16 protein-coding genes and 1 pseudogene are annotated in these 18,235 nt (G+C 40.5%); 5 read left to right on the top strand and 12 right to left on the bottom strand.

Annotation, left to right across the window (positions count from 1 at the left end; genetic code table 11):
* Window positions 1–86 precede the first annotated feature (86 nt).
* Complete coding sequence (locus ESA94_RS18110) at window positions 87–1,589, top strand: recombinase family protein (RefSeq protein WP_129132348.1); 1,503 nt, start codon at window positions 87–89, stop codon at window positions 1,587–1,589.
* Here ESA94_RS18110 and ESA94_RS18105 read toward each other — a convergent pair.
* The 5 genes from ESA94_RS18105 to ESA94_RS18085 form a co-directional block, all read right to left on the bottom strand.
* Window positions 1,564–2,625 (bottom strand): YifB family Mg chelatase-like AAA ATPase, encoded by a 1,062-nt coding sequence (locus ESA94_RS18105; protein ID WP_240671090.1) that lies wholly within the window; start codon window positions 2,623–2,625, stop codon window positions 1,564–1,566. The genes ESA94_RS18110 and ESA94_RS18105 overlap by 26 nt on opposite strands.
* Window positions 2,626–2,689: 64 nt before the next feature.
* Window positions 2,690–2,995: a hypothetical protein gene (locus tag ESA94_RS18100; protein WP_129132347.1), complete on the bottom strand. Its 306-nt coding sequence runs from the start codon at window positions 2,993–2,995 to the stop codon at window positions 2,690–2,692.
* Window positions 2,996–3,058: 63 nt separating this feature from the next.
* The gene (locus ESA94_RS18095) at window positions 3,059–4,063 is read right to left on the bottom strand and encodes a hypothetical protein (protein ID WP_129132346.1); all 1,005 of its coding nucleotides are present in this window, start codon (window positions 4,061–4,063) and stop codon (window positions 3,059–3,061) included.
* Window positions 4,064–4,630: 567 nt separating this feature from the next.
* Window positions 4,631–5,944 carry a MutS-related protein gene (locus ESA94_RS18090; RefSeq protein ID WP_129132345.1) on the bottom strand — a complete coding sequence of 438 codons (1,314 nt, stop codon included), beginning with the start codon at window positions 5,942–5,944 and terminating at the stop codon, window positions 4,631–4,633.
* A gap of 23 nt (window positions 5,945–5,967) precedes the next feature.
* Window positions 5,968–7,311 carry a dihydroorotase gene (locus tag ESA94_RS18085; protein WP_129132344.1) on the bottom strand — a complete coding sequence of 448 codons (1,344 nt, stop codon included), beginning with the start codon at window positions 7,309–7,311 and terminating at the stop codon, window positions 5,968–5,970.
* 99 nt (window positions 7,312–7,410) lie between these two features.
* Here ESA94_RS18085 and ESA94_RS18080 point away from each other — a divergent pair, with 99 nt between their 5' ends.
* Window positions 7,411–9,126 carry a hypothetical protein gene (locus ESA94_RS18080; protein ID WP_129132343.1) on the top strand — a complete coding sequence of 572 codons (1,716 nt, stop codon included), beginning with the start codon at window positions 7,411–7,413 and terminating at the stop codon, window positions 9,124–9,126.
* A 137-nt stretch (window positions 9,127–9,263) separates the two neighbouring features.
* On the opposite strand, the gene porT is transcribed toward ESA94_RS18080, so the two are convergent.
* Complete coding sequence (porT, locus tag ESA94_RS18075; protein ID WP_129132342.1) at window positions 9,264–9,977, bottom strand: type IX secretion/gliding motility protein PorT/SprT; 714 nt, start codon at window positions 9,975–9,977, stop codon at window positions 9,264–9,266.
* The gene (gene ubiE / locus ESA94_RS18070) at window positions 9,950–10,696 is read right to left on the bottom strand and encodes a bifunctional demethylmenaquinone methyltransferase/2-methoxy-6-polyprenyl-1,4-benzoquinol methylase UbiE (RefSeq protein ID WP_129132341.1); all 747 of its coding nucleotides are present in this window, start codon (window positions 10,694–10,696) and stop codon (window positions 9,950–9,952) included. The genes porT and ubiE overlap by 28 nt, the downstream gene beginning before the upstream one ends.
* Window positions 10,697–10,815: 119 nt before the next feature.
* Between ubiE and yihA the strand changes: the two genes are divergently transcribed.
* A complete protein-coding gene (yihA, locus tag ESA94_RS18065; RefSeq protein ID WP_129132340.1) occupies window positions 10,816–11,460 on the top strand; it encodes a ribosome biogenesis GTP-binding protein YihA/YsxC in 645 nt (214 codons plus the stop codon).
* Between the two features lie 81 nt (window positions 11,461–11,541).
* On the opposite strand, the gene ESA94_RS18060 is transcribed toward yihA, so the two are convergent.
* Window positions 11,542–12,240, bottom strand: a complete 699-nt coding sequence (locus ESA94_RS18060) for a response regulator transcription factor (protein ID WP_129132339.1) — start codon at window positions 12,238–12,240, stop codon at window positions 11,542–11,544.
* A gap of 151 nt (window positions 12,241–12,391) precedes the next feature.
* Here ESA94_RS18060 and ESA94_RS18055 point away from each other — a divergent pair, with 151 nt between their 5' ends.
* Entirely contained in the window at window positions 12,392–12,763 is a 372-nt protein-coding gene (locus tag ESA94_RS18055) for a co-chaperone GroES (protein ID WP_129132338.1), read from the top strand.
* Window positions 12,764–12,816: 53 nt separating this feature from the next.
* Here ESA94_RS18055 and ESA94_RS18050 read toward each other — a convergent pair whose 3' ends face one another.
* On the bottom strand, window positions 12,817–13,209 hold the full coding sequence (locus ESA94_RS18050; protein ID WP_129132337.1) for a hypothetical protein: 393 nt from the start codon (window positions 13,207–13,209) through the stop codon (window positions 12,817–12,819).
* Window positions 13,210–13,485: 276 nt separating this feature from the next.
* On the opposite strand from ESA94_RS18050, the gene ESA94_RS18045 reads away from it, so the two are divergent.
* Window positions 13,486–15,048, top strand: coding sequence for a helicase HerA-like domain-containing protein (locus tag ESA94_RS18045; protein WP_129132336.1), 1,563 nt, complete (start codon window positions 13,486–13,488; stop codon window positions 15,046–15,048).
* Between the two features lie 38 nt (window positions 15,049–15,086).
* Here the strand turns inward: ESA94_RS18045 and ESA94_RS18040 are convergent, their stop codons facing one another.
* The 3 genes and pseudogenes from ESA94_RS18040 to ESA94_RS18030 form a co-directional block, all read right to left on the bottom strand.
* Entirely contained in the window at window positions 15,087–15,464 is a 378-nt protein-coding gene (locus ESA94_RS18040) for a hypothetical protein (RefSeq protein ID WP_129132335.1), read from the bottom strand.
* Between the two features lie 395 nt (window positions 15,465–15,859).
* A complete protein-coding gene (locus ESA94_RS18035) occupies window positions 15,860–17,773 on the bottom strand; it encodes a RecQ family ATP-dependent DNA helicase (protein ID WP_129132334.1) in 1,914 nt (637 codons plus the stop codon).
* Between the two features lie 26 nt (window positions 17,774–17,799).
* Window positions 17,800–18,152 (bottom strand): annotated as a pseudogene (locus ESA94_RS18030) (four helix bundle protein).
* Window positions 18,153–18,235 lie beyond the last annotated feature (83 nt).

The raw sequence follows: 18,235 nt of genomic DNA, 5'->3' as shown, positions 1-18,235 counted from the left end.
AAACATTGTTGAATAATTCAAAGTGAGAGCTAATATTATTAGTAAAATGAGCTTCATTTTTGTAACTTTATTGAAAGCGGTAAACTATGGAAAAACAAAAGAATATTGGAATCTGGATTCGGGTTAGCACCGATTTTCAAGTACAAGATGAAAGCCCCGAGCATCATGAAAAACGTGCGAGATTGTATGCAGACGCAAAAGGTTGGAATGTTGTTACAATCTATAGGCTTGATGCGGTATCAGGAAAATCAATTCTCGAATATCTTGAAACTAAACGGATGTTGCAAGACATCAAAAGCGGTGTTATTTCCGGTATAATTTTTTCAAAACTTGCTCGATTAGCCAGGAACACCAAAGAGCTTTTAGAAATTTCTGAAATATTTCGATCCTATAACGCTGACTTGATTTCACTTGCTGAGGCAATTGATACTTCAACACCTGCAGGCCGTTTATTTTTCACAGTGATTGCTGCAATGGCGCAATGGGAGCGGGAAGAGATTGCGGATCGGGTTGCGAAATCAGTTCCAATTCGTGCAATGCTGCAAAAGCCGCTGGGAGGACAAGCAACATTTGGATATAAATGGGAAGGGAAGCAACTTATAATTGATGAATCTGAAGCACCAGTACGAAAGCTGTTATATGAAGTCTTTTTAAAAACTAAACGAAAGAAGGCAACTGCAACTGAGCTTAATGAAAAAGGGTATCGAACCAGGAATGGAGCCAAATTTTCAGATACAACGGTTGAACGTTTAATCAAAGATCCAACAGCTAAAGGGATACGTCGGGCGAATTATACAAAATCATTAGGAGAAGGGAAACAATGGGTAATTAAACCGAAATCGGAGTGGATAGAGCATCCATGTCCAGCAATTGTATCTGAGGAGCTTTGGAATGAGTGTAATGCGATTTTAGAAGGGCAGCATCGTAAACGAAACAAAGTAGGTCCGAGAGCTGTGCATCTGCTTGCTGGGTTTGTCTATTGTACCTGTGGTAACAAAATGTATGTCTATACCGAAACACCTGTCTACAAATGCAAGTCTTGTAAACGAAAAATTGATGCATCAGACCTTGATGATATTTATCATGAACAGCTAAAGGAGTTTTTGTTGTCTGATATCGACGTGGAATCTGCTCAACATAAAAGTGACAGTTTGATTCAGGAAAAAGAAAGCCTTTTGAAAGCAATCCGTGCTGAATACACTGGACTTCTTAAGAAGCTTGAAATGCACATAGACATGCGAGGATCAGGTGAGCTGTCCAAGGATGACTTTGCAACGTTTTATGCTCCTGTTCAGACCAGGCTACGACAAATAGAATCTGAGATACCTGAACTGGAGGCTGAAATTGATTTCATCCGAATTCATAGCTTATCAACCAGCACGGTAATTGAAGAAGCAAAAGACCTATATAACAACTGGAAACAGCTTCCTTTTGAAGAGCGGCGCTCAATCGTTGAAACTATTACAGAACGCATTGAAGTTGATACTGATACGATAAATCTCTCCTTATCATACCTCCCCACACCCCTCCAACTTTCTCAAAATGGCGGAAATAAGCAACACGTCAGCATGGATTCATTGATGAAATAAGCATGAACGATGCCGGAAAGTCGAGTGCAATTTTTGCTCTTGAAATAGTTACTCTTCTTTCTTCCATTGGCTGACGCATTACTTCCAACACTGTGCGTTTAAATTCGGGTAACTCATCTAAAAACAAAACACCGTTATGTGCCAACGAAATTTCGCCGGGTTGCGGATTGCCGCCGCCGCCAACCAAGGCAACATCGCTGATGGTATGATGAGGCGAACGAAACGGCCGTTTGGAAATAAGTGTTGCATTTTCCGGCAGCTTACCTGCTACGCTGTGAATTTTTGTTGTTTCCAATGCTTCCTGCAAACTCAATGGCGGAAGTATGGTAGGCAAACGTTTTGCAAGCATGGTTTTACCTGCACCGGGCGGGCCGATCAATATTGCATTATGACTTCCTGCAGCTGCAATTTCCAATGCACGTTTAATATTTTGCTGACCTTTTACATCGCTGAAATCAAATTCAAAATCGTATTGTGCATGAAAAAATTCTTCTCTTGTATTTACAACAACAGGCTGCAGCGTTTGCTCATCTGCAAAAAAGTTTATTACATCACGTATATGCTCTACACCATACACGTTAAGGTTGTTCACCATTCCTGCTTCACGTGCATTTTGTTTGGGAACAATCAATCCTTTAAAGTTTTCTTTGCGTGCCTGTATGGCAATGGGCAACGCTCCTTTAATGGGTTGAATACTGCCATCGAGACTTAACTCGCCCATGATGACATATTCACTTAACTTTTCCGGATTAGGCACCTGCTCCGTAGCACCAAGAATACTAACGGCAATGGGCAAGTCGAATGCTGTACCTGTTTTACGAATATCGGCAGGGGCAAGGTTGACGATTACTTTGGTGCGGGGGAAAAAATAGCCCGATGTTTTTAATGCACTTTCAATACGCTGTTCGCTTTCTTTAACAGCACTGTCGGGTAAACCTACCATAAAAAATTTCTGACCATTGCTCACATTTACCTCAACGGTAATGGTGATGGCGTTTACACCGTAAACAGCGCTTCCAAAGGTTTTAACGAGCATGCAGTATGTGGATGTTTGGTTGTAAGATAAAAGTAATTTTTTTAGTGGAGAAGTAAAGCCGTTCTTAAAACCAAAGTGGTTCTTTACCCAATATTAGCTGCCACAATAAAGTAATAACAGTAAGCAATGTGTACAGTATTTTGCGTACAAAAAAACGAAGCTTTGCTTTGTTTGGATGAAAGCCCATGCGTTCCAATACTTCCGAATAAAAAGTACTGCCATCTTCTTCTGTTAAACCATGTTTGGCATTGAGCAGGCAGCGACCCCAGATGGCATGCTGCAGAATAGTGGCAACAAATACCGGCACAAGAATTTTCCAGTTAATTAAAAACGGAGCAGCATAAGCACCTGCAGTAAGTAAGCAGTGCAAAATAAAAACTAAGTTCGATTTAGTTTGTTGCGGCAGCATGTGTTCAACTAAAAGCAGAGAGGTTTACTGCAGCCACAAACATACAATTCTTCCTTTGCCGTTTGCAGGTGATAAAACGGTAACAGCATTATTTTGTATCAGCTGCAAACGTCCATTCAACTGCTTATCAAACATGTTTCCGTTAAATGTAAGCGCAATGCCCTCCTGTATTTCACTTGCCAGATACCCCTTGTGCAACGGATAAGTTTGTGCTGAGTCGGTAGTTGTATAACGATCTGCTGCTTTTACTTCGCCAAAAGAAACCGTTTGTTTTGCTGCAGCAACAAACAGTAAGTTACCTGTTGCAGTAAATGAACGAATATCAGAATTGTTTAACGGCTGTTTTGTTACAGGTTGTACAATTGCTCCGCTTGTATCGAAAACAAAAAAAGTATTGTACAATGCTGTACCTGGTTTTGGTTGAATGCTGTTTGATGCATCAACAACTGCATCGGGTAAAAGAAGAGAGCCTGCTGCAATACGGCATTTGTATTCTTTTGCTAAAGCCGCAAACAGCTGCTTGTATTGCGTTGCCATTTTTGATGCTTTAAGATGAAAAACAGCATAACTGTTTTTATCCTGCACCGGCGACTTAAACCAACCATTGAGATAGCTGAATAAACTGGCTGTTTTAATGTGTTTGAACGCTTCCTCAACCGACGAAGCTTTATACACGCTTTCTTTTTCGTTGGCCAAAACCAACCATGTGCCAATATGTTCGGGCAATACAACAACTGATTTGCTGTTGAGTTTACCTTCACGTTTCAGTTGTTCAAAATAAAAACGTAGCGAAGTTTCGAGATTATAGGCAGTAGAATAATTTACTGCTGTTAGGTAAGGTTGTATACCGATGAGGTTTCCTTTGCTACTGTCTGCACCATATTCAACATACGCAAACCTTGCTTTGAATTCGGGGTTCTTGCTCCAGCCGCTTTCTTTTTCTGTAGCTCTTCCGGTAAGCGACCATATGAAATAGCCTGCAAGCAAAACAGCTAAAAGAATAGTTATGCGGATGAAGATTTTTTTCATTGCTGCAAGTTAACCGATTCCGGAGTTTTTCTTTTAATGACGTATTTTCGAATGGAGTAAGTAACCGCTAAAGAGAATAGATAAGTAATCCATGGATAGTTGTGGAAAAAATCTCTATGGTATACACTCCAGCTTGAAGGCAGATAATCCCTATAGAGCATCGTAATCCAAATTATCAATTGTTCATAAAAAAAAGGAGCTGCAGAAATCACCATCCAAACGGTTATCCAGACTGAGTTTCTTGGTTTCTTAAACAGCAGGAGAGTAAAGATAACCAAGCCATTGATAAAAGGAATCCAATAGCTATAACCATATGGGCCTGTTATTTGATACGTGAAAAAAACATCTCTTTCATCATTGAAAGGTTGAATAAGCGGGTACAGTGTATAAATGCAATAAACAATAAAGAACAGGTATGTAAATAGCGATAATACGTTAGATGAAATAATAACTTCTTTCAGAAAAGGTCGCCATTTCTTAATGAGCAAATAGGTGAGTAGTAAAAAAAGCACGACATAGAAATAGCCGTCCGTTAACGCATCGTAAATAAAATTAAGCGTATTCATTCTACAATTTCTCCAGCATTTCAACCACTTTCTCTCTCTTCAAAATCAAATAACCAAAACGGTCGTTACTGATGCCTTCTTTTAATTGGTAACTGAACTGCAGTTGCTCATTGGTAGCTGTTGTTTCGAAATAGCGGAACGAAATATTCGGGTATTGTTTTAACTCTTCACCAATTTCGTACAGGTGTGTGGAAAGAATAAACAACGAACTTTTGATCTTTACCAAACCTTTAATTACTGCTGTGCTGCAATGCATGGCATCCTGTATGTTGGTGCCTTTAAACAATTCATCAATCAACACCAGCCATTTACGGCCATCAGTAATTTTTAAAACGGTATTCTTAATGCGTTGTACTTCGTTAAAGAAATAACTTTCGCCCTTTACAATATTATCCTGCACTTGTATATTACTCAGCAAACCATCAAACAAACTCAATTCAAACGAAGCTGCCGGTACACCCATGCCCAAATGAGCAAGATATACGGCACAACCCATCGATTTAATAAATGTACTCTTGCCGGCCATGTTTGCACCGGTGAGGAATAAAAAGTTTGCCTGCGGATTTAATGTGATATCGTACGCAACCGGTGTTTTCAACAACAGGTGATACAACCCTTTTGCTTTAATCACTGGTTCGTTGCTTTCGTAGATTGTAGGAAAATGAAGGTTGAATTTTTTTACAGCAACTGCCATACTGTAAAACGCATCAAGCTTGTGATAAAGATCGATCAGCTGTTCGGCTTCTGCTTTGTAATGGTATTGCAGAAAATGACCGTACTGCAACATTTTCTGCGGCAGCAGTTTGCTGTTGCCTGTTGCGATCATTTCACGAATATGTTCATGGCTCATCCATTTGCGGATGTCGGTTAAGATCTTTTGGAGAACAGGAGATCCATCATCTTTCCACAGTAATTGCTGCAACTGATCCATGCCTTTCAAAAAGTCGATAAAATGACCAACTGTATAGCGAATCAACCGGAAATCGGCTGCATCGAACAAACGATATAGTAAGGATGGAAAAGGAGAATAACTGTTGGGAATATGATCGAATGGGTAACCATAAAACTTTTCGATCATGAGGATGGTTCCATTGGTAATTACCGTTGGCCATTGATGCTGCAGTTGACCGATATGCTGCAATGCCTGTTGCGTTTGCAGAATTTTCGACAGCTGTTTATGCGGATGTGTTAACAGGTATTCGAGCTGCTCTCTTCCGCCAACAGTGTTGCAGAAGTTGATGCGTTGCAGCAACGAATACTCTTCCTCAGGGTTAAAAATCGATAGATCGTAATATGTGACTTTGTCTATTTCCAATGGTTGCAGATCGGTTTGTTGGTTTAGTTCCTGTCGAATAATAAGCGCTGTCCTTTATGAGATTCATTTATTACTCCATTTTCATAAACTAAATGTCCGTTTACGAAAGTATGCGAAATAGTAGCCGGGAAAGTAAAGCCTTCAAGCGGGCTCCAGCCACACTTGTACAACAGGTTTTCTTTTGAAACGGTGTGTTGTTTGTTGAGATCAACGAGAACAAGATCGGCAAAATAACCTTCACGCACATAACCACGTTCTTTTATCTGGAAACAATCGGCAACAGCATGACTCATTTTCTGTGCGATTTTTTCCAGTGAAATACGCCCTTCTTTGGCATAATGCAACATGAGTAAGAATGGGTGTTGCACCAGCGGTAAACCGGCATGTGCATGTTCATAGTTGCCTTGTTTTTCTTCCCATGTATGCGGGGCATGATCGGTGGCAATAATATCCAGTCTGTCGTCGAGTAATGCCTGCCACAACCCTTCTTTGTTTTCTTTTGCTTTAATAGCAGGATTACACTTAATGCGGTTGCCAAGTGTTGCATAATCATCGGCAGTAAAGTGCAGGTGATGTACACATACTTCGCTGGTAATGCGTTTTTCTTTTAACGGCATCATATTACCAAACAACTCCAGTTCTTTAGCTGTGCTGATGTGCAGAATATGCAGGCGTGTGTTGTATTGTCTTGCAATCTGTATAGCCATTAAACTCGATTCGTAACAGGCATCCACACTGCGTATCAATGGATGATCGGCAGGGGATAGTTCTCCTTTCTCTGCTTTGAGTTTATCGTAATTACTTTTAATAATGCTTTCGCTTTCGCAATGCGTTGCTATCAACATTTCACTTTCACGGAAAACTTTGTCAAGCGTATTAAAATTATCAACCAGCATATTGCCGGTACTGGCACCCATAAATATTTTAATACCGCAGATCTTGTCTTTATGCAGATTAGCTTTTAGCGTATCATCCGCACTGGCATTACTGGTGCCCATAAAAAAGGAATAGTTGGCCAGTGATGTGTTGGCGGCAATTGTGTATTTGTCTTCCAGCAAATCGAGATTGAGTGCATTGGGCACCGTGTTGGGCATTTCCATAAACGATGTAACGCCGCCTGCAACGGCAGCTTTCGCTTCGGTATAAATGCTGGCTTTGTGAGTTAAACCCGGCTCACGAAAATGCACCTGGTCGTCAATAACACCGGGAAATAAATGTTTACCTTCTGCATTTATTTCAATGATAGCTCCTTCGATAGTAATGCCGGGAGCAATTTTTTCAATACGGCCGTTCTTAACCAAAACATCAGTTGCCTTAATGCTTCCTTCATTTACCAGCAAACAGTTTTTAAGAAGATAGTTTTGCATAATATCAATTAATGAATCATTTATTTTGATGTGATACCGATGTACATTGTTTATTTGTATCGTCGGTATAACCTATTTTTACGAATAAAATATAACCGCATGCAATTTAGCAAATGCAGTCTATGGTTGGCTCTTCTTATACTTCCCTTTTTTGCAGCAGCGCAAAGCACCTATCTGCCGCAGCAATCGAAACACCAGCATTTCATCGACCGTCTGGAGCTGAAAACAGGCGAAGTAAGCGATCTTAATTTTACAACCACCAAGCCGTACGATCGTAAATACGCAGTGCAGTGGCTGGGAGCTAAGGTAGATTCGATGCGGGCTATAAAACCACTTTTTTTTAATACCGATACTGCTTTGCGTTTAAGTAAGGTGGATGAATACAATCTCCGCAGTCTTTACCTCAATAACCAGGAATGGATTAAAGGCGACCGTTCGGTATTCAACAGCAAAAAACCTTTTCTGAAGAGTTTTTATAAAACACCTGCCGGCTTTATTGAAAAGTATGGCGATGATTTTTTTGTAGCAGTTAATCCGATTATCAGTTACCGCCAGTCGGTGGAGTTGAACAATACCAGCCAGAATATTTTTATCAATCAACGTGGTTTAACGGTACGTGGCGGCGTTGATAACCGGGTTGGTTTTAATGCCATGGTAATGGATGTACAGGAGCGTGGTCCTTTGTTTGTGCAGCAATGGATCGATAGTGTGGATGCTGTGCCCGGCGGAAATTTTTACAAAACATTCAAGCAAACCGGTGTTGATTATTTTGATGCAAGAGGATCGTTTACATTCAATGCTGCAAAGTATATCAACTTTCAGATAGGCTACGATCGCAATTTCATTGGTAACGGTTACCGCAGTTTAATGCTTAGCGATTTCGGCGCTAACCAGTTGTTTGTAAAACTCAACACACGCATCTGGAAATTCAATTACCAGAACCTGTTTATGGAGTTGCATACAAAAGGAAAGAGCAATAACAGCAATGCACTCGTTCCAAAAAAATATGCGGCCATGCATCATTTAAGTATGAATGTTTTGCCCTGGTTAAATGTGGGTGTGTTTGAAGCGGTGGTATTTGGCAGGAAAGATAAGTTTGAATTCGGCTATATGAACCCGCTTATTTTTTACCGCACAATCGAAGGTAATCTCGGCAGCAGCGATAACGCCCTTATTGGTGCAGATTTTAAAGCCAATGTTGCAAAGCGTTTACAGTTTTACGGACAGTTGATCATTGATGAATTCAATATTAAAGAACTTCGTAAAGACCGCAGCTGGTGGGGCAACAAAACAGGTACGCAACTCGGTATGAAGTATATTGATGTTGCCAATGTCAGCAACCTCGATCTGCAATTGGAGTGGAACAGTGTTCGTCCGTTTACGTACTCGCATTTCGATTCTGTTTCGAGCTACACTCATTACAATCAACCACTGGCACACCCATTGGGCGCTAACTTTAATGAAGTGATTGCTGTTCTTCGTTACCAGCCAACGGGCAAACTTAATTTAACCGGCAAACTTATTTACTGGAAACAGGGTTTGGATAGTGCAAGTGGCCGTAATTCGGGCAGCGATATTTTTCGTTTGAATGATGATGGCCGCACCAGCAACTACGGATACAGTTTAGGTAATGGTGTTAACAGCACAGGCATCAATGCCTTGTTTCTTGCCAGTTACGAACTGTATGAAAATATTTTTATTGATGCAAACCTTATGTTCCGTCGTTTTACAAAAGGATCTGCCGCTGCACAAAACACTACCATGCTCGGTTTAGGTGTGCGGATGAATTTGTGGTACAGGGAGTATGATTATTGATAGAGTCACTGATGACGCTGATGGAACAGATGAGCGCAGATTTTTTCTGTTAATGAATCAGAATTACAAGTCGGTCAAATGATTTGAAATAATCAGTGAAGATCAGCAATGCTCAGTGTCATCAGCGTTTCTATTGCTTATCCTTCCAAATGAATACTAAACACCAGCATTCTCGCCTGCATTCTGTCAATTACGTTTGAGTAGATTAAGTTTTTATCCCTGCTGTGTACGCTGTTAAAGCTGTTGCTGAATTTTATTTCGGGACTAAAGATGAAGGTTGGAAAATAAAAATGAAAACCCAGTCCAAATTCATAACCCAACGCCGATTTATTGAGCTTCACCAGATCTTCTGCACGGCGTGCCTGGCTGTTGCTTGCCAAATCGTATTCGAATTTACCTCCGCCCAGCATATACACACGAAAATTATCAATACGATCGCTGCTGAACTTTAATTGTAACGGCAGGCTGATGTAAATACTTTCAATATTTTTTTGTTGCCAGTTAGGGTCGCCGGTTAAAGGCTGATTGATGTAGTAATTGATTCCCCTTGTTGCAAAGATCAACTGTGGGTTGGTTCTTGCTTCCAGGTGATCGATCAAACGAAGCGTACCAAGTAAACCTAAGCCAAAACCACCTTTGCTGATGGAGCTAACATTGGCAACACTATCATCCTGCAAAAATTTCGAATGATGATCCATTTGAAAATAAGCCGTATTGCCGCTGAGTGTAATACCAAAATAGTAAGGCTTAAGCTCGTGGTTGGGGAGGTTAATTTCCCGTTGAGCAAATGCACTGATACAGCCAAAAAGAAACAGGGTTACGATTATTTGTCGCCGCAATAAATACTGCATATGCCGAGCGTAAGAGGTTTGCATGAAGTGTTTGTAAATCCGGTTTTGTTCAATACAGCAACAAAGTTTTTTCCTTCGGGAAAAGCTTTAATGCTGTTGTTAAGATATTGATAGGCTTTTTTGTTTTTACTTACTGCGCCAGCCACCTGCGGAGCCACCAGACTCATGTACAGGTTATATGCCTGCAGTACACCGGGTAATTTGGGTTTAGAAAATTCCAGCACCACCAATCGTCCACCGGGTTTTAATACCCTGTAAATTTCGCCGATACCTTTTTCCAGGTTTTCGAAATTGCGTACCCCAAATGCCACAGTTACTGCATCAAACGTGTTATCGGGAAAGTTTATTGTTTCACTATCGCCGCTTTTCAGCTCAATCATATTTTCTAACCCTTTGGCTTTTACTTTTGTTCGGCCACCCTGCAGCATTCCCTCGCTTATGTCGATACCAATAATTTTTTCGGGCTGCAGCTGTTTTGCCGCCATAATGGCCACATCGCCGGTACCCGTTGCCACATCCAGCATCAATTTTGGATGAAGCGGAGCCAATTTTGCCAAGGCTTTTTTACGCCAGCTAACATCAATACCGGCCGAGAGAAAACGATTGAGAAAATCGTAACGGGGAGCTATGTCATCAAACATTTCAGCCACTTGCTTTTTCTTGCTCTCCACCGATCCTGCATCGGGTACAACCTTGTCGTGTGAATATTGTTCTGCCATGGGCCGCAAAGGTAAGGCAAAGCTGTAAGGAGTGAGGTAGAAGGTGGAAGGAAAAGCCGCTGCTTATACCCTAAACCTTCAACCCTTAACCTTTAACCTTTAACAACTATCTTGCAGCCGTGAATATCCATTCTGCTACATACCTCATCAGTAGTCCATCGGTAGATAAATGTCCTAAGCCAGATAAGGCAGAATATGCGTTTATCGGCCGCAGTAATGTGGGCAAATCGTCGCTCATCAATATGATCTGCAATAACCAGAAGCTGGCCAAAACCAGCGCTTCTCCGGGCAAAACGCAAATGATCAATCATTTTACCATTGAAAGTCTGGATGAGAAAAGCAATAAAAAAACAGACTGGTACCTTGTAGATCTGCCGGGTTATGGCTATGCCAAAGTTGCACAGGGGCAACGGAAACAGTGGATCAAAATGATTGAGAATTACATCCGCAAACGGGAAAACCTGGTGAATTTGTTTGTATTGATAGACAGCAGGCACAAGCCGCAGGAGATCGATCTGCAGTTTATTAATCAACTGGGCGAATGGGAAATACCGTTTACCATTGTATTTACCAAAGCCGATAAGAGTACACAGAAAGAAGTGGCAGCAATGGTAAAAACATTTTTAACAGCATTGGGGAAAACCTGGCAGTTTCTGCCACAGAGTTTTGTAAGCTCGGCTGTTAAATACAGGGGAAGAAAAGAAATACTCGGTTTTATTGCGCAATGCAATAAAGATTATTACAATCCTAAACCAGAAGAATGAGAAATCAGAAATGAAAAATGAGAAATAAAAAAGTAAAATACTTCTTCATTTCTCATTCTATATTTTTCATTTTAATTGCTCTTATTCAGATACTACCAGTCTGAAACCGTTACCGTGGATGTTTACAATTTCCACCTTCGGATCGTCTTTCAGGTATTTACGCAGCTTGGCAATGTACACATCCATACTGCGGCCGTTGAAATAAGTATCGCTGCCCCAAATACGTTTCAATGCTGTTTCTCTTGGTAACAGATCGTTTTTGTATTCGCAAAGCATACGCAGCAGTTCGCTTTCTTTTGGAGAGAGGGTATGTGTTTTACCTTCAATGGTCAACTCTCTCAATTTAGGGTTGAAATGATAGATACCCAGGTCGAACTCTTTGTTTTCTGTTTCCAGTTTGGTTTCTTCATTCCGTTTCAAAATGGCTTTGATCTTCATTAACAACACTTCGCTGTCGAAAGGTTTGGTAATATAATCGTCGGCGCCAAGTTTGTAACCGGTTAAAATATCATCCTTCATTGTTTTCGCACTCAGGAAAAACAAAGGAACGTCTGGATCAATATCACGAATTTCTTCAGCCAATGTAAAACCATCTACATGCGGCATCATTACATCCAGCAAACAAATGTCAAACTTCTCCCGTTGAAACGCAGCCAGGCCAAGGCGGCCATCACGCTCCAGCACCACATCAAAATCGTTCAACTCTAAATAATTCTTCAGCACATTTCCAAAGCTGGTATCATCTTCCACCAATAATACTTTTGATTTTACTTCTTCCATCGTATGTAATTTATTGTCAAATAAAGTTAAAGCTTTTGGTTATTGCAGCATTCGCTGTGCAATTTTTTGTTAAAGAACACCTGCCGGCGGCTGTAGTTAAAAGGAAGTAAAAGAAGTTCTGCACTTATTTTTGCGGTATAACAAGCAAGCAATGCGTATTACATCCGATAACCGTTTTAAGAAGCTGATCGTAATTGGCGATCGTGTATTAATTAAACCTGCTACGGCCGACCAGCGAACCGCCAGTGGTTTGTACCTGCCTCCGGGTGTGCAGGAAAAGGAAAAAGTGCAACAGGGATTTGTTATTAAAACAGGTCCGGGTTATGCTATACCCATTCCGGTAGAAGATGAGCCGTGGAAGAGCGATGAAGACCAGGTAAAGTATGTACCCCTGCAGGCAAGAGAAGGCGACCTTGCAATTTTTCTTTTAAGTGGTGCAACAGAAGTAATGTATGAAGGCGATAAATATTTTATTGTTCCGCAAAGTGCTATCCTGATGCTGGAACGTGAAGAAGAATTATAAAAAAAGCATCCCGTGAAAACAGGATGCTTGCTTATTTTAAGAGAACCAGAAGATTATTGTTTTACAAGAATCCATAAACCACCATTGGTTGCATTACCACCTGTTCCCCACGAACCTTCGAGGAATGTAAATTTTGAATTTACGGCAGCTGAAACTGAAATAGGGTTAGATGAGCCGGTATACGTATATGTGGCAGTTACAGTTGAACCGGAAACAATATAGGTGCCTTCTGCTTTTGAAGCAGTAGCTGTATCTGCTCCATCAAAAAAGCGAACGGTTCCGTTACTGCGGAAGAGTGCAGCATAACCATATGACGGATAGTTGGCAGCATTTCCCCATTTACCTTTCCAGAAGCCAATCATTGAAGGAGGTTCAGGTGAACTTTCTTTTTTACAAGATGACAATACGACGCTAAAAAAACATGCAGCAATAAATAGCTTTTTCATTAGATGTAGTTTAAGGTTAATAGTTAACTGATTTGTGAATACAAAATTATAGAGCTGTACTATGCCGGCCAATACCACTTTGAGGGAGATGCCGTAAAGTAGTAGCATAAAAAAATCGCTGCATAAACATGCAGCGATTACAATAAAGTATGAGAAAAATTGCTTGCTGATGTAAAAGTAATTCAGCCGGTTGCTGTTGTCAATACAACAAACAGGTAACTTTATAACATAACAGTAGCAAAGCACTTTACAATAATCAACTAATACCAATTTATCATGGCAGACGCACAACAATTTACTTCGGCTATACAACAGGGCTACACATTTAAAGGCGAGTCGTTTCGGTTAGGTACAGCAATGCTCGATAAACAGGTGCAAAAGGGAGCAGAAGTATTGTTGCCATTGAAAACAATGAACCGTCATGGTTTAATTGCAGGGGCAACGGGTACGGGTAAAACAAAAACCTTACAGGTTATTGCCGAAGGTTTGAGCGATGCAAGTATTCCTGTTGTATTGATGGATATTAAAGGCGACTTGAGTGGTATTGCTGCTGCCGGGGCAACCAATGCAAAAATTGAAGAACGTTTACAGCTGATGGGTGGCGAATACAAACCTGCTGCGTTTCCGGTGGAGTTAATGACGTTAAGTGATGATAAGAAAGGAGTTCGCCTGCGGGCCACCGTTAGTGAGTTTGGCCCGATACTGTTGTCGAAAATTTTAGGATTGAATGATACCCAGCAGGGTATTGTTGCCATGATCTTTAAATTCTGCGATGATAATAAAATGCCTTTGCTCGATCTGAAAGATTTCATCAAGGTTATTCAATACATCAGCGATGAAGGAAAGGCAACGATTGAAAAAGATTACGGAAAAATATCTACATCATCTACCGGAACAATTTTACGCAAGGTGGTGGAACTGCAGCAACAGGGTGCTGATGCATTTTTTGGTGAACCAAGTTTTGAAGTAGACGACCTCATGCGTATTGACGATGATGGTCGTGGAATGATCAGCATTATACGAGTAATGGAACTGCAGGACAGGCCCAAACTCTTCTCCACATTTATGTTGAGTTTGCTTGCAGAGTTGTATGCTACACTCCCCGAAGAAGGCGATATGGATAAACCCAAACTGGTGTTGTTTATTGATGAAGCACACCTGGTTTTCCAGGAAGCCAATGAAGCCTTGCTGCAACAGATTGAAACTGTCATCAAGCTCATCCGTTCGAAAGGAGTAGGCATTTTCTTCTGTACACAAAATCCGCAGGATGTGCCTGCAAGTGTATTGGCGCAATTAGGTTTAAAAGTGCAACATGCCTTGCGTGCATTTACAGCAGCCGATCGTAAAGTAATTAAACAGGCTGCAGAAAATTATCCTGAAACAGAATACTATGATGTGGATGAGCTGCTCACACAGCTGGGTATTGGTGAAGCCTTTGTTACATTGCTGAATGAAAAAGGAATTCCAACACCGTTGGTGCATGCAATGCTGATGCCGCCCCGCAGCCGTATGGAAGTGTTGAGTGATGCGGAAGTGGATGAACTCACGGGCAAAAGCAAACTGGTGAAGAAGTATGCACAAACTATCGACGGTGAAAGTGCACACGAGATCATTACTGCCAAACTGGAAGAAGCAGCTGAAAAAACAAAGGCAGCAGAAGAAGCAGAAGCCGAAGAGAAAGAAGAAAAGAAACGACCTGCAAAAAAAGAAGAAAGCTTTTTTGATAATCCAACTGTAAAACAGGTTGGTCGTACTGCTGCAACCATTATTACCCGTAGTTTATTAGGCGCATTGGGTTTGGGTGGAAGAAGTTCGAAGAAGAAGACGGGATGGTTTTAAAACGAATTGAATGAAATGCGAGCCGCAATGATTTTTATTCATTGCGGCTTTTTTTTGTCGTTCGGAAGATTATTATTTACAATTTGAATCCATCGGTTATTATCTTGTCTTATTATATAGGTTCCTTCAAATAATATCAATTCATCAATCTTTTGTTTTTTAGTGTTGATGAGGTAGGCTTGAGGTATATCTCCAGTTTGTTTTTCTTTATAGCTCAGAAAAATGCTGTCTCCATCAATTCTGTAAAAACCAGAATAGTCTACAGATGGAATGTGTAAATCAAATGAGCTATCATGAAACAACTTCAGTTCATACCAGTCCATAAAACCGTCTGTGAAAGCATAAAACAAAGATTGTTTTTTTGCAGAACAGGAAATGAACGAAAATAATACAGCCAAGAGAAGAATATTTTTCATAAAAAGTGTCTATTTATTTGAAGCCGGTTGTTTTCTTAGCGGTAAGATTATACCAACGAGAAGAGTTGTGATACTATAAGCATTGATAATATCTCAACTAACTCCACTAAAAATAAGTCGTATTGAAAGAATGATTCCAGTTGTAGCCAAAGTAATCAAAATTACTTTTATAGCATTTTTGTGAAGCTTGCTCCTTTTTAAGATTGAAAACACAATCAGATAAATGCAAAATACTGGAATTGAAAATACAAAACTGAATACAAGTGCTATCGGATAAACTTCAGCTAATCCAACAATAAGATGACTATTTTTGATTTTTAAATACTGAAATAACTGCGAAGTAAGTGGTGCTATTAATAATGTTAGCAGCCAATGGAAAAAAGCGAATGACCATTTCATTGGTTTATTTTTTTCTTCAACAACCCGCCATCACTCAACACAATTTTTTCTTCCGCAACCAAATGATCAATCACCTTCCACACCCGTTCTTTGTGTTTGCTGCCCAAACGGCTGATAAACTCTTTTACCACAATTCCTTTTTCATTAGCGGCACTTAGTATCTGTTGCTGCAGTTGTGTAAACTCAGCAGGGGAGAGTTCGTTTCCTTTTTTCCATAAGCACACATCGCATACACCGCAATCGGTACTTTGCTCATCTCCAAAATAGAGTCCAATGGTCTTGCTCCTGCAGTTATTGTTGCCGGTTACATAACTAATCATCTGTTGCACTCTTGCTTCAAACTGTTCTTTCCGTTTGTTGATATTGTTTTCGTTAATGAATAATTGTTCAACAGGTACACGGTTCTGTAAAAATTGTAACTGTGGTTTATCTTTTTGCGGACTGTATTGCAATATGCCAAACCGATGCAACTGCAGCAACGATTGTTTGATGAACTCAAGATCTGTTTTCAGCACTTTTACCAATTGCTTTTCAGAAACAATACATTCCATATCGAAGATGCCGCCGTAGGTGCGCAGCAATCCTTTAATCACCGGTTCAAGTTGTGGATGCTGTTCTTCAAATTCCTGTAATGTTTGCCTGCTGCTTGTAAACACTACTCTTGATGGAAGAAAGATCTGTTCGGCATAACTGAGCCAGCCTTCCTGTTCCAGTGTTTTCAATGCATACACTGCAGTATGACTGTTCAATTGAAATGCTTTGATGAAATCCTGCAGATCAAAATCTATCCATTGCCCTTCACCACTGCCACTTGCAAGCTGCAGATAATTTACAAGGCAGCGGTAAACATGCTTCACCTCTTCAACAGAAGGGAAACGGATAGCCGATAAGCCATTGAGTTCTGTAATGTCTTTTGCATCGTACAGCAAAACAGCATAAGCTTTTTGTCCATCACGACCTGCACGCCCTGCTTCCTGGTAATAGTTTTCCAGACAATCGGGCACATCGTGATGTATTACAACACGAACATCCGGTTTATCAATACCCATACCAAATGCATTGGTGCAAACCATTACTCTTGTTTCGTTGCGTAACCATGCTTCCTGTCGCTTACTGCGTTCCTCATTCGATAAACCTGCATGGTAGTAATCAGCAGTGATCTGTTGCAGCTGTAACAGTTGTGCAACCTCCTGCGTACGCTTTCTGCTTTTGCAATACACAATGGCACAGCCCTGCACATTCTGTAATATCTGCAATGCTTTATTAATACGGCTGTCAACTTCAAACACACTGAATGAAACATTCGGCCGTAAAAACGATCCTTTGTAAATATGATGTTTGCGAAATTGTAATTGCTTACAGATATCATCCTGCACCAACGGAGTGGCTGATGCTGTAACAGCCAACACAGGAACACCCGGTAATTCTTTTCTGAATGCTGCAATGTTTAAATACGAAGGACGAAAGTCGTAACCCCATTGTGAAATACAATGTGCTTCATCAACGGCAATCAGTTGAATGTTCATGCCGGGCAGATATTCTAAAAATAAATTTGTTTCCAAACGTTCGGGTGATACGTAAAGGAATTTTAATTTATCGTTCACCGCCAGTTGCAGAATTTCTTTCACTTGAGGGAAAGGCATACCGGTATAAATGGCAGCTGCTTCAATCTGCTTTCGATGCAGTGCTTCCACCTGATCCTTCATTAAAGCGATCAATGGTGATATAACAATACACAAACCTTCCTTTGCCAATGCAGGCACCTGGTAGCAAATACTTTTACCACCACCGGTTGGCAATAGGGCAAGCGTATCATGTCCTTCTAAAACAGAAGTAATAATTTCTTTCTGCATAGGACGAAATGAAGAGTAGCCCCAGTATTGGTGAAGTATGTGATTAAGTTGTTGCATTGTTATCTTATCTCGTCAGTCGTGAGTTAAGCTCCGATCATCTTCGACAGCATTTGAAAGCATCGGATGAGCAATGAGCCAAGCTCCTGTAATTGTTCTTTTGTTGTGTAATGTAATTCCACCGCAATATCAAAAGCTGTATCTACTTCAACAAGTGAACCTCTTGCAATTTCGAAAATCTTTTTCTTTCGGCGAGTGATTTTCTGGAAGAACCTTCGGCAATATTCAGATGAACAGATAATGCGGCTCTTCTGATTTGTTGAATCATTGCAAACTTTTCATCTGCAGGAAAAGACTTTGTTTCCTTATAGCAAAGCAGTGTAAATGTGCGTGATACTTTAAATAGATCGAGATTGGTGTGAGACAGGTTAAGAAACATATTTTTAGTACAAACTATACATTTTCGTAAGAAAATGAAAGTCCTGTGAAATATAGGTAACCCGAAAGGTTCGGGATCTCACT

This window comes from Lacibacter luteus, from assembly GCF_004118265.1.
GTDB lineage: Bacteria > Bacteroidota > Bacteroidia > Chitinophagales > Chitinophagaceae > Lacibacter > Lacibacter luteus.
This window is presented reverse-complemented; position numbering and strand designations above follow the sequence as displayed.

Bases quoted from the DNA above. Each gene is read 5' to 3' on its own strand.
- ESA94_RS18085 (WP_129132344.1), bottom strand. From the start codon at position 7,311: ATGCAAAACTATCTTCTTAAAAACTGTTTGCTGGTAAATGAAGGAAGC.
- ESA94_RS18080 (WP_129132343.1), top strand. From the start codon at position 7,411: ATGCAATTTAGCAAATGCAGTCTATGGTTGGCTCTTCTTATACTTCCC.
- ESA94_RS18040 (WP_129132335.1), bottom strand. From the start codon at position 15,464: ATGAAAAATATTCTTCTCTTGGCTGTATTATTTTCGTTCATTTCCTGT.
- ESA94_RS18095 (WP_129132346.1), bottom strand. From the start codon at position 4,063: ATGAAAAAAATCTTCATCCGCATAACTATTCTTTTAGCTGTTTTGCTT.
- ESA94_RS18060 (WP_129132339.1), bottom strand. From the start codon at position 12,240: ATGGAAGAAGTAAAATCAAAAGTATTATTGGTGGAAGATGATACCAGC.
- ESA94_RS18050 (WP_129132337.1), bottom strand. From the start codon at position 13,209: ATGAAAAAGCTATTTATTGCTGCATGTTTTTTTAGCGTCGTATTGTCA.
- porT (WP_129132342.1), bottom strand. From the start codon at position 9,977: ATGCAGTATTTATTGCGGCGACAAATAATCGTAACCCTGTTTCTTTTT.
- ESA94_RS18105 (WP_240671090.1), bottom strand. From the start codon at position 2,625: ATGCTCGTTAAAACCTTTGGAAGCGCTGTTTACGGTGTAAACGCCATC.
- ESA94_RS18110 (WP_129132348.1), top strand. From the start codon at position 87: ATGGAAAAACAAAAGAATATTGGAATCTGGATTCGGGTTAGCACCGAT.
- ESA94_RS18055 (WP_129132338.1), top strand. From the start codon at position 12,392: ATGCGTATTACATCCGATAACCGTTTTAAGAAGCTGATCGTAATTGGC.
- ESA94_RS18035 (WP_129132334.1), bottom strand. From the start codon at position 17,773: ATGCAACAACTTAATCACATACTTCACCAATACTGGGGCTACTCTTCA.
- ubiE (WP_129132341.1), bottom strand. From the start codon at position 10,696: ATGGCAGAACAATATTCACACGACAAGGTTGTACCCGATGCAGGATCG.
- ESA94_RS18045 (WP_129132336.1), top strand. From the start codon at position 13,486: ATGGCAGACGCACAACAATTTACTTCGGCTATACAACAGGGCTACACA.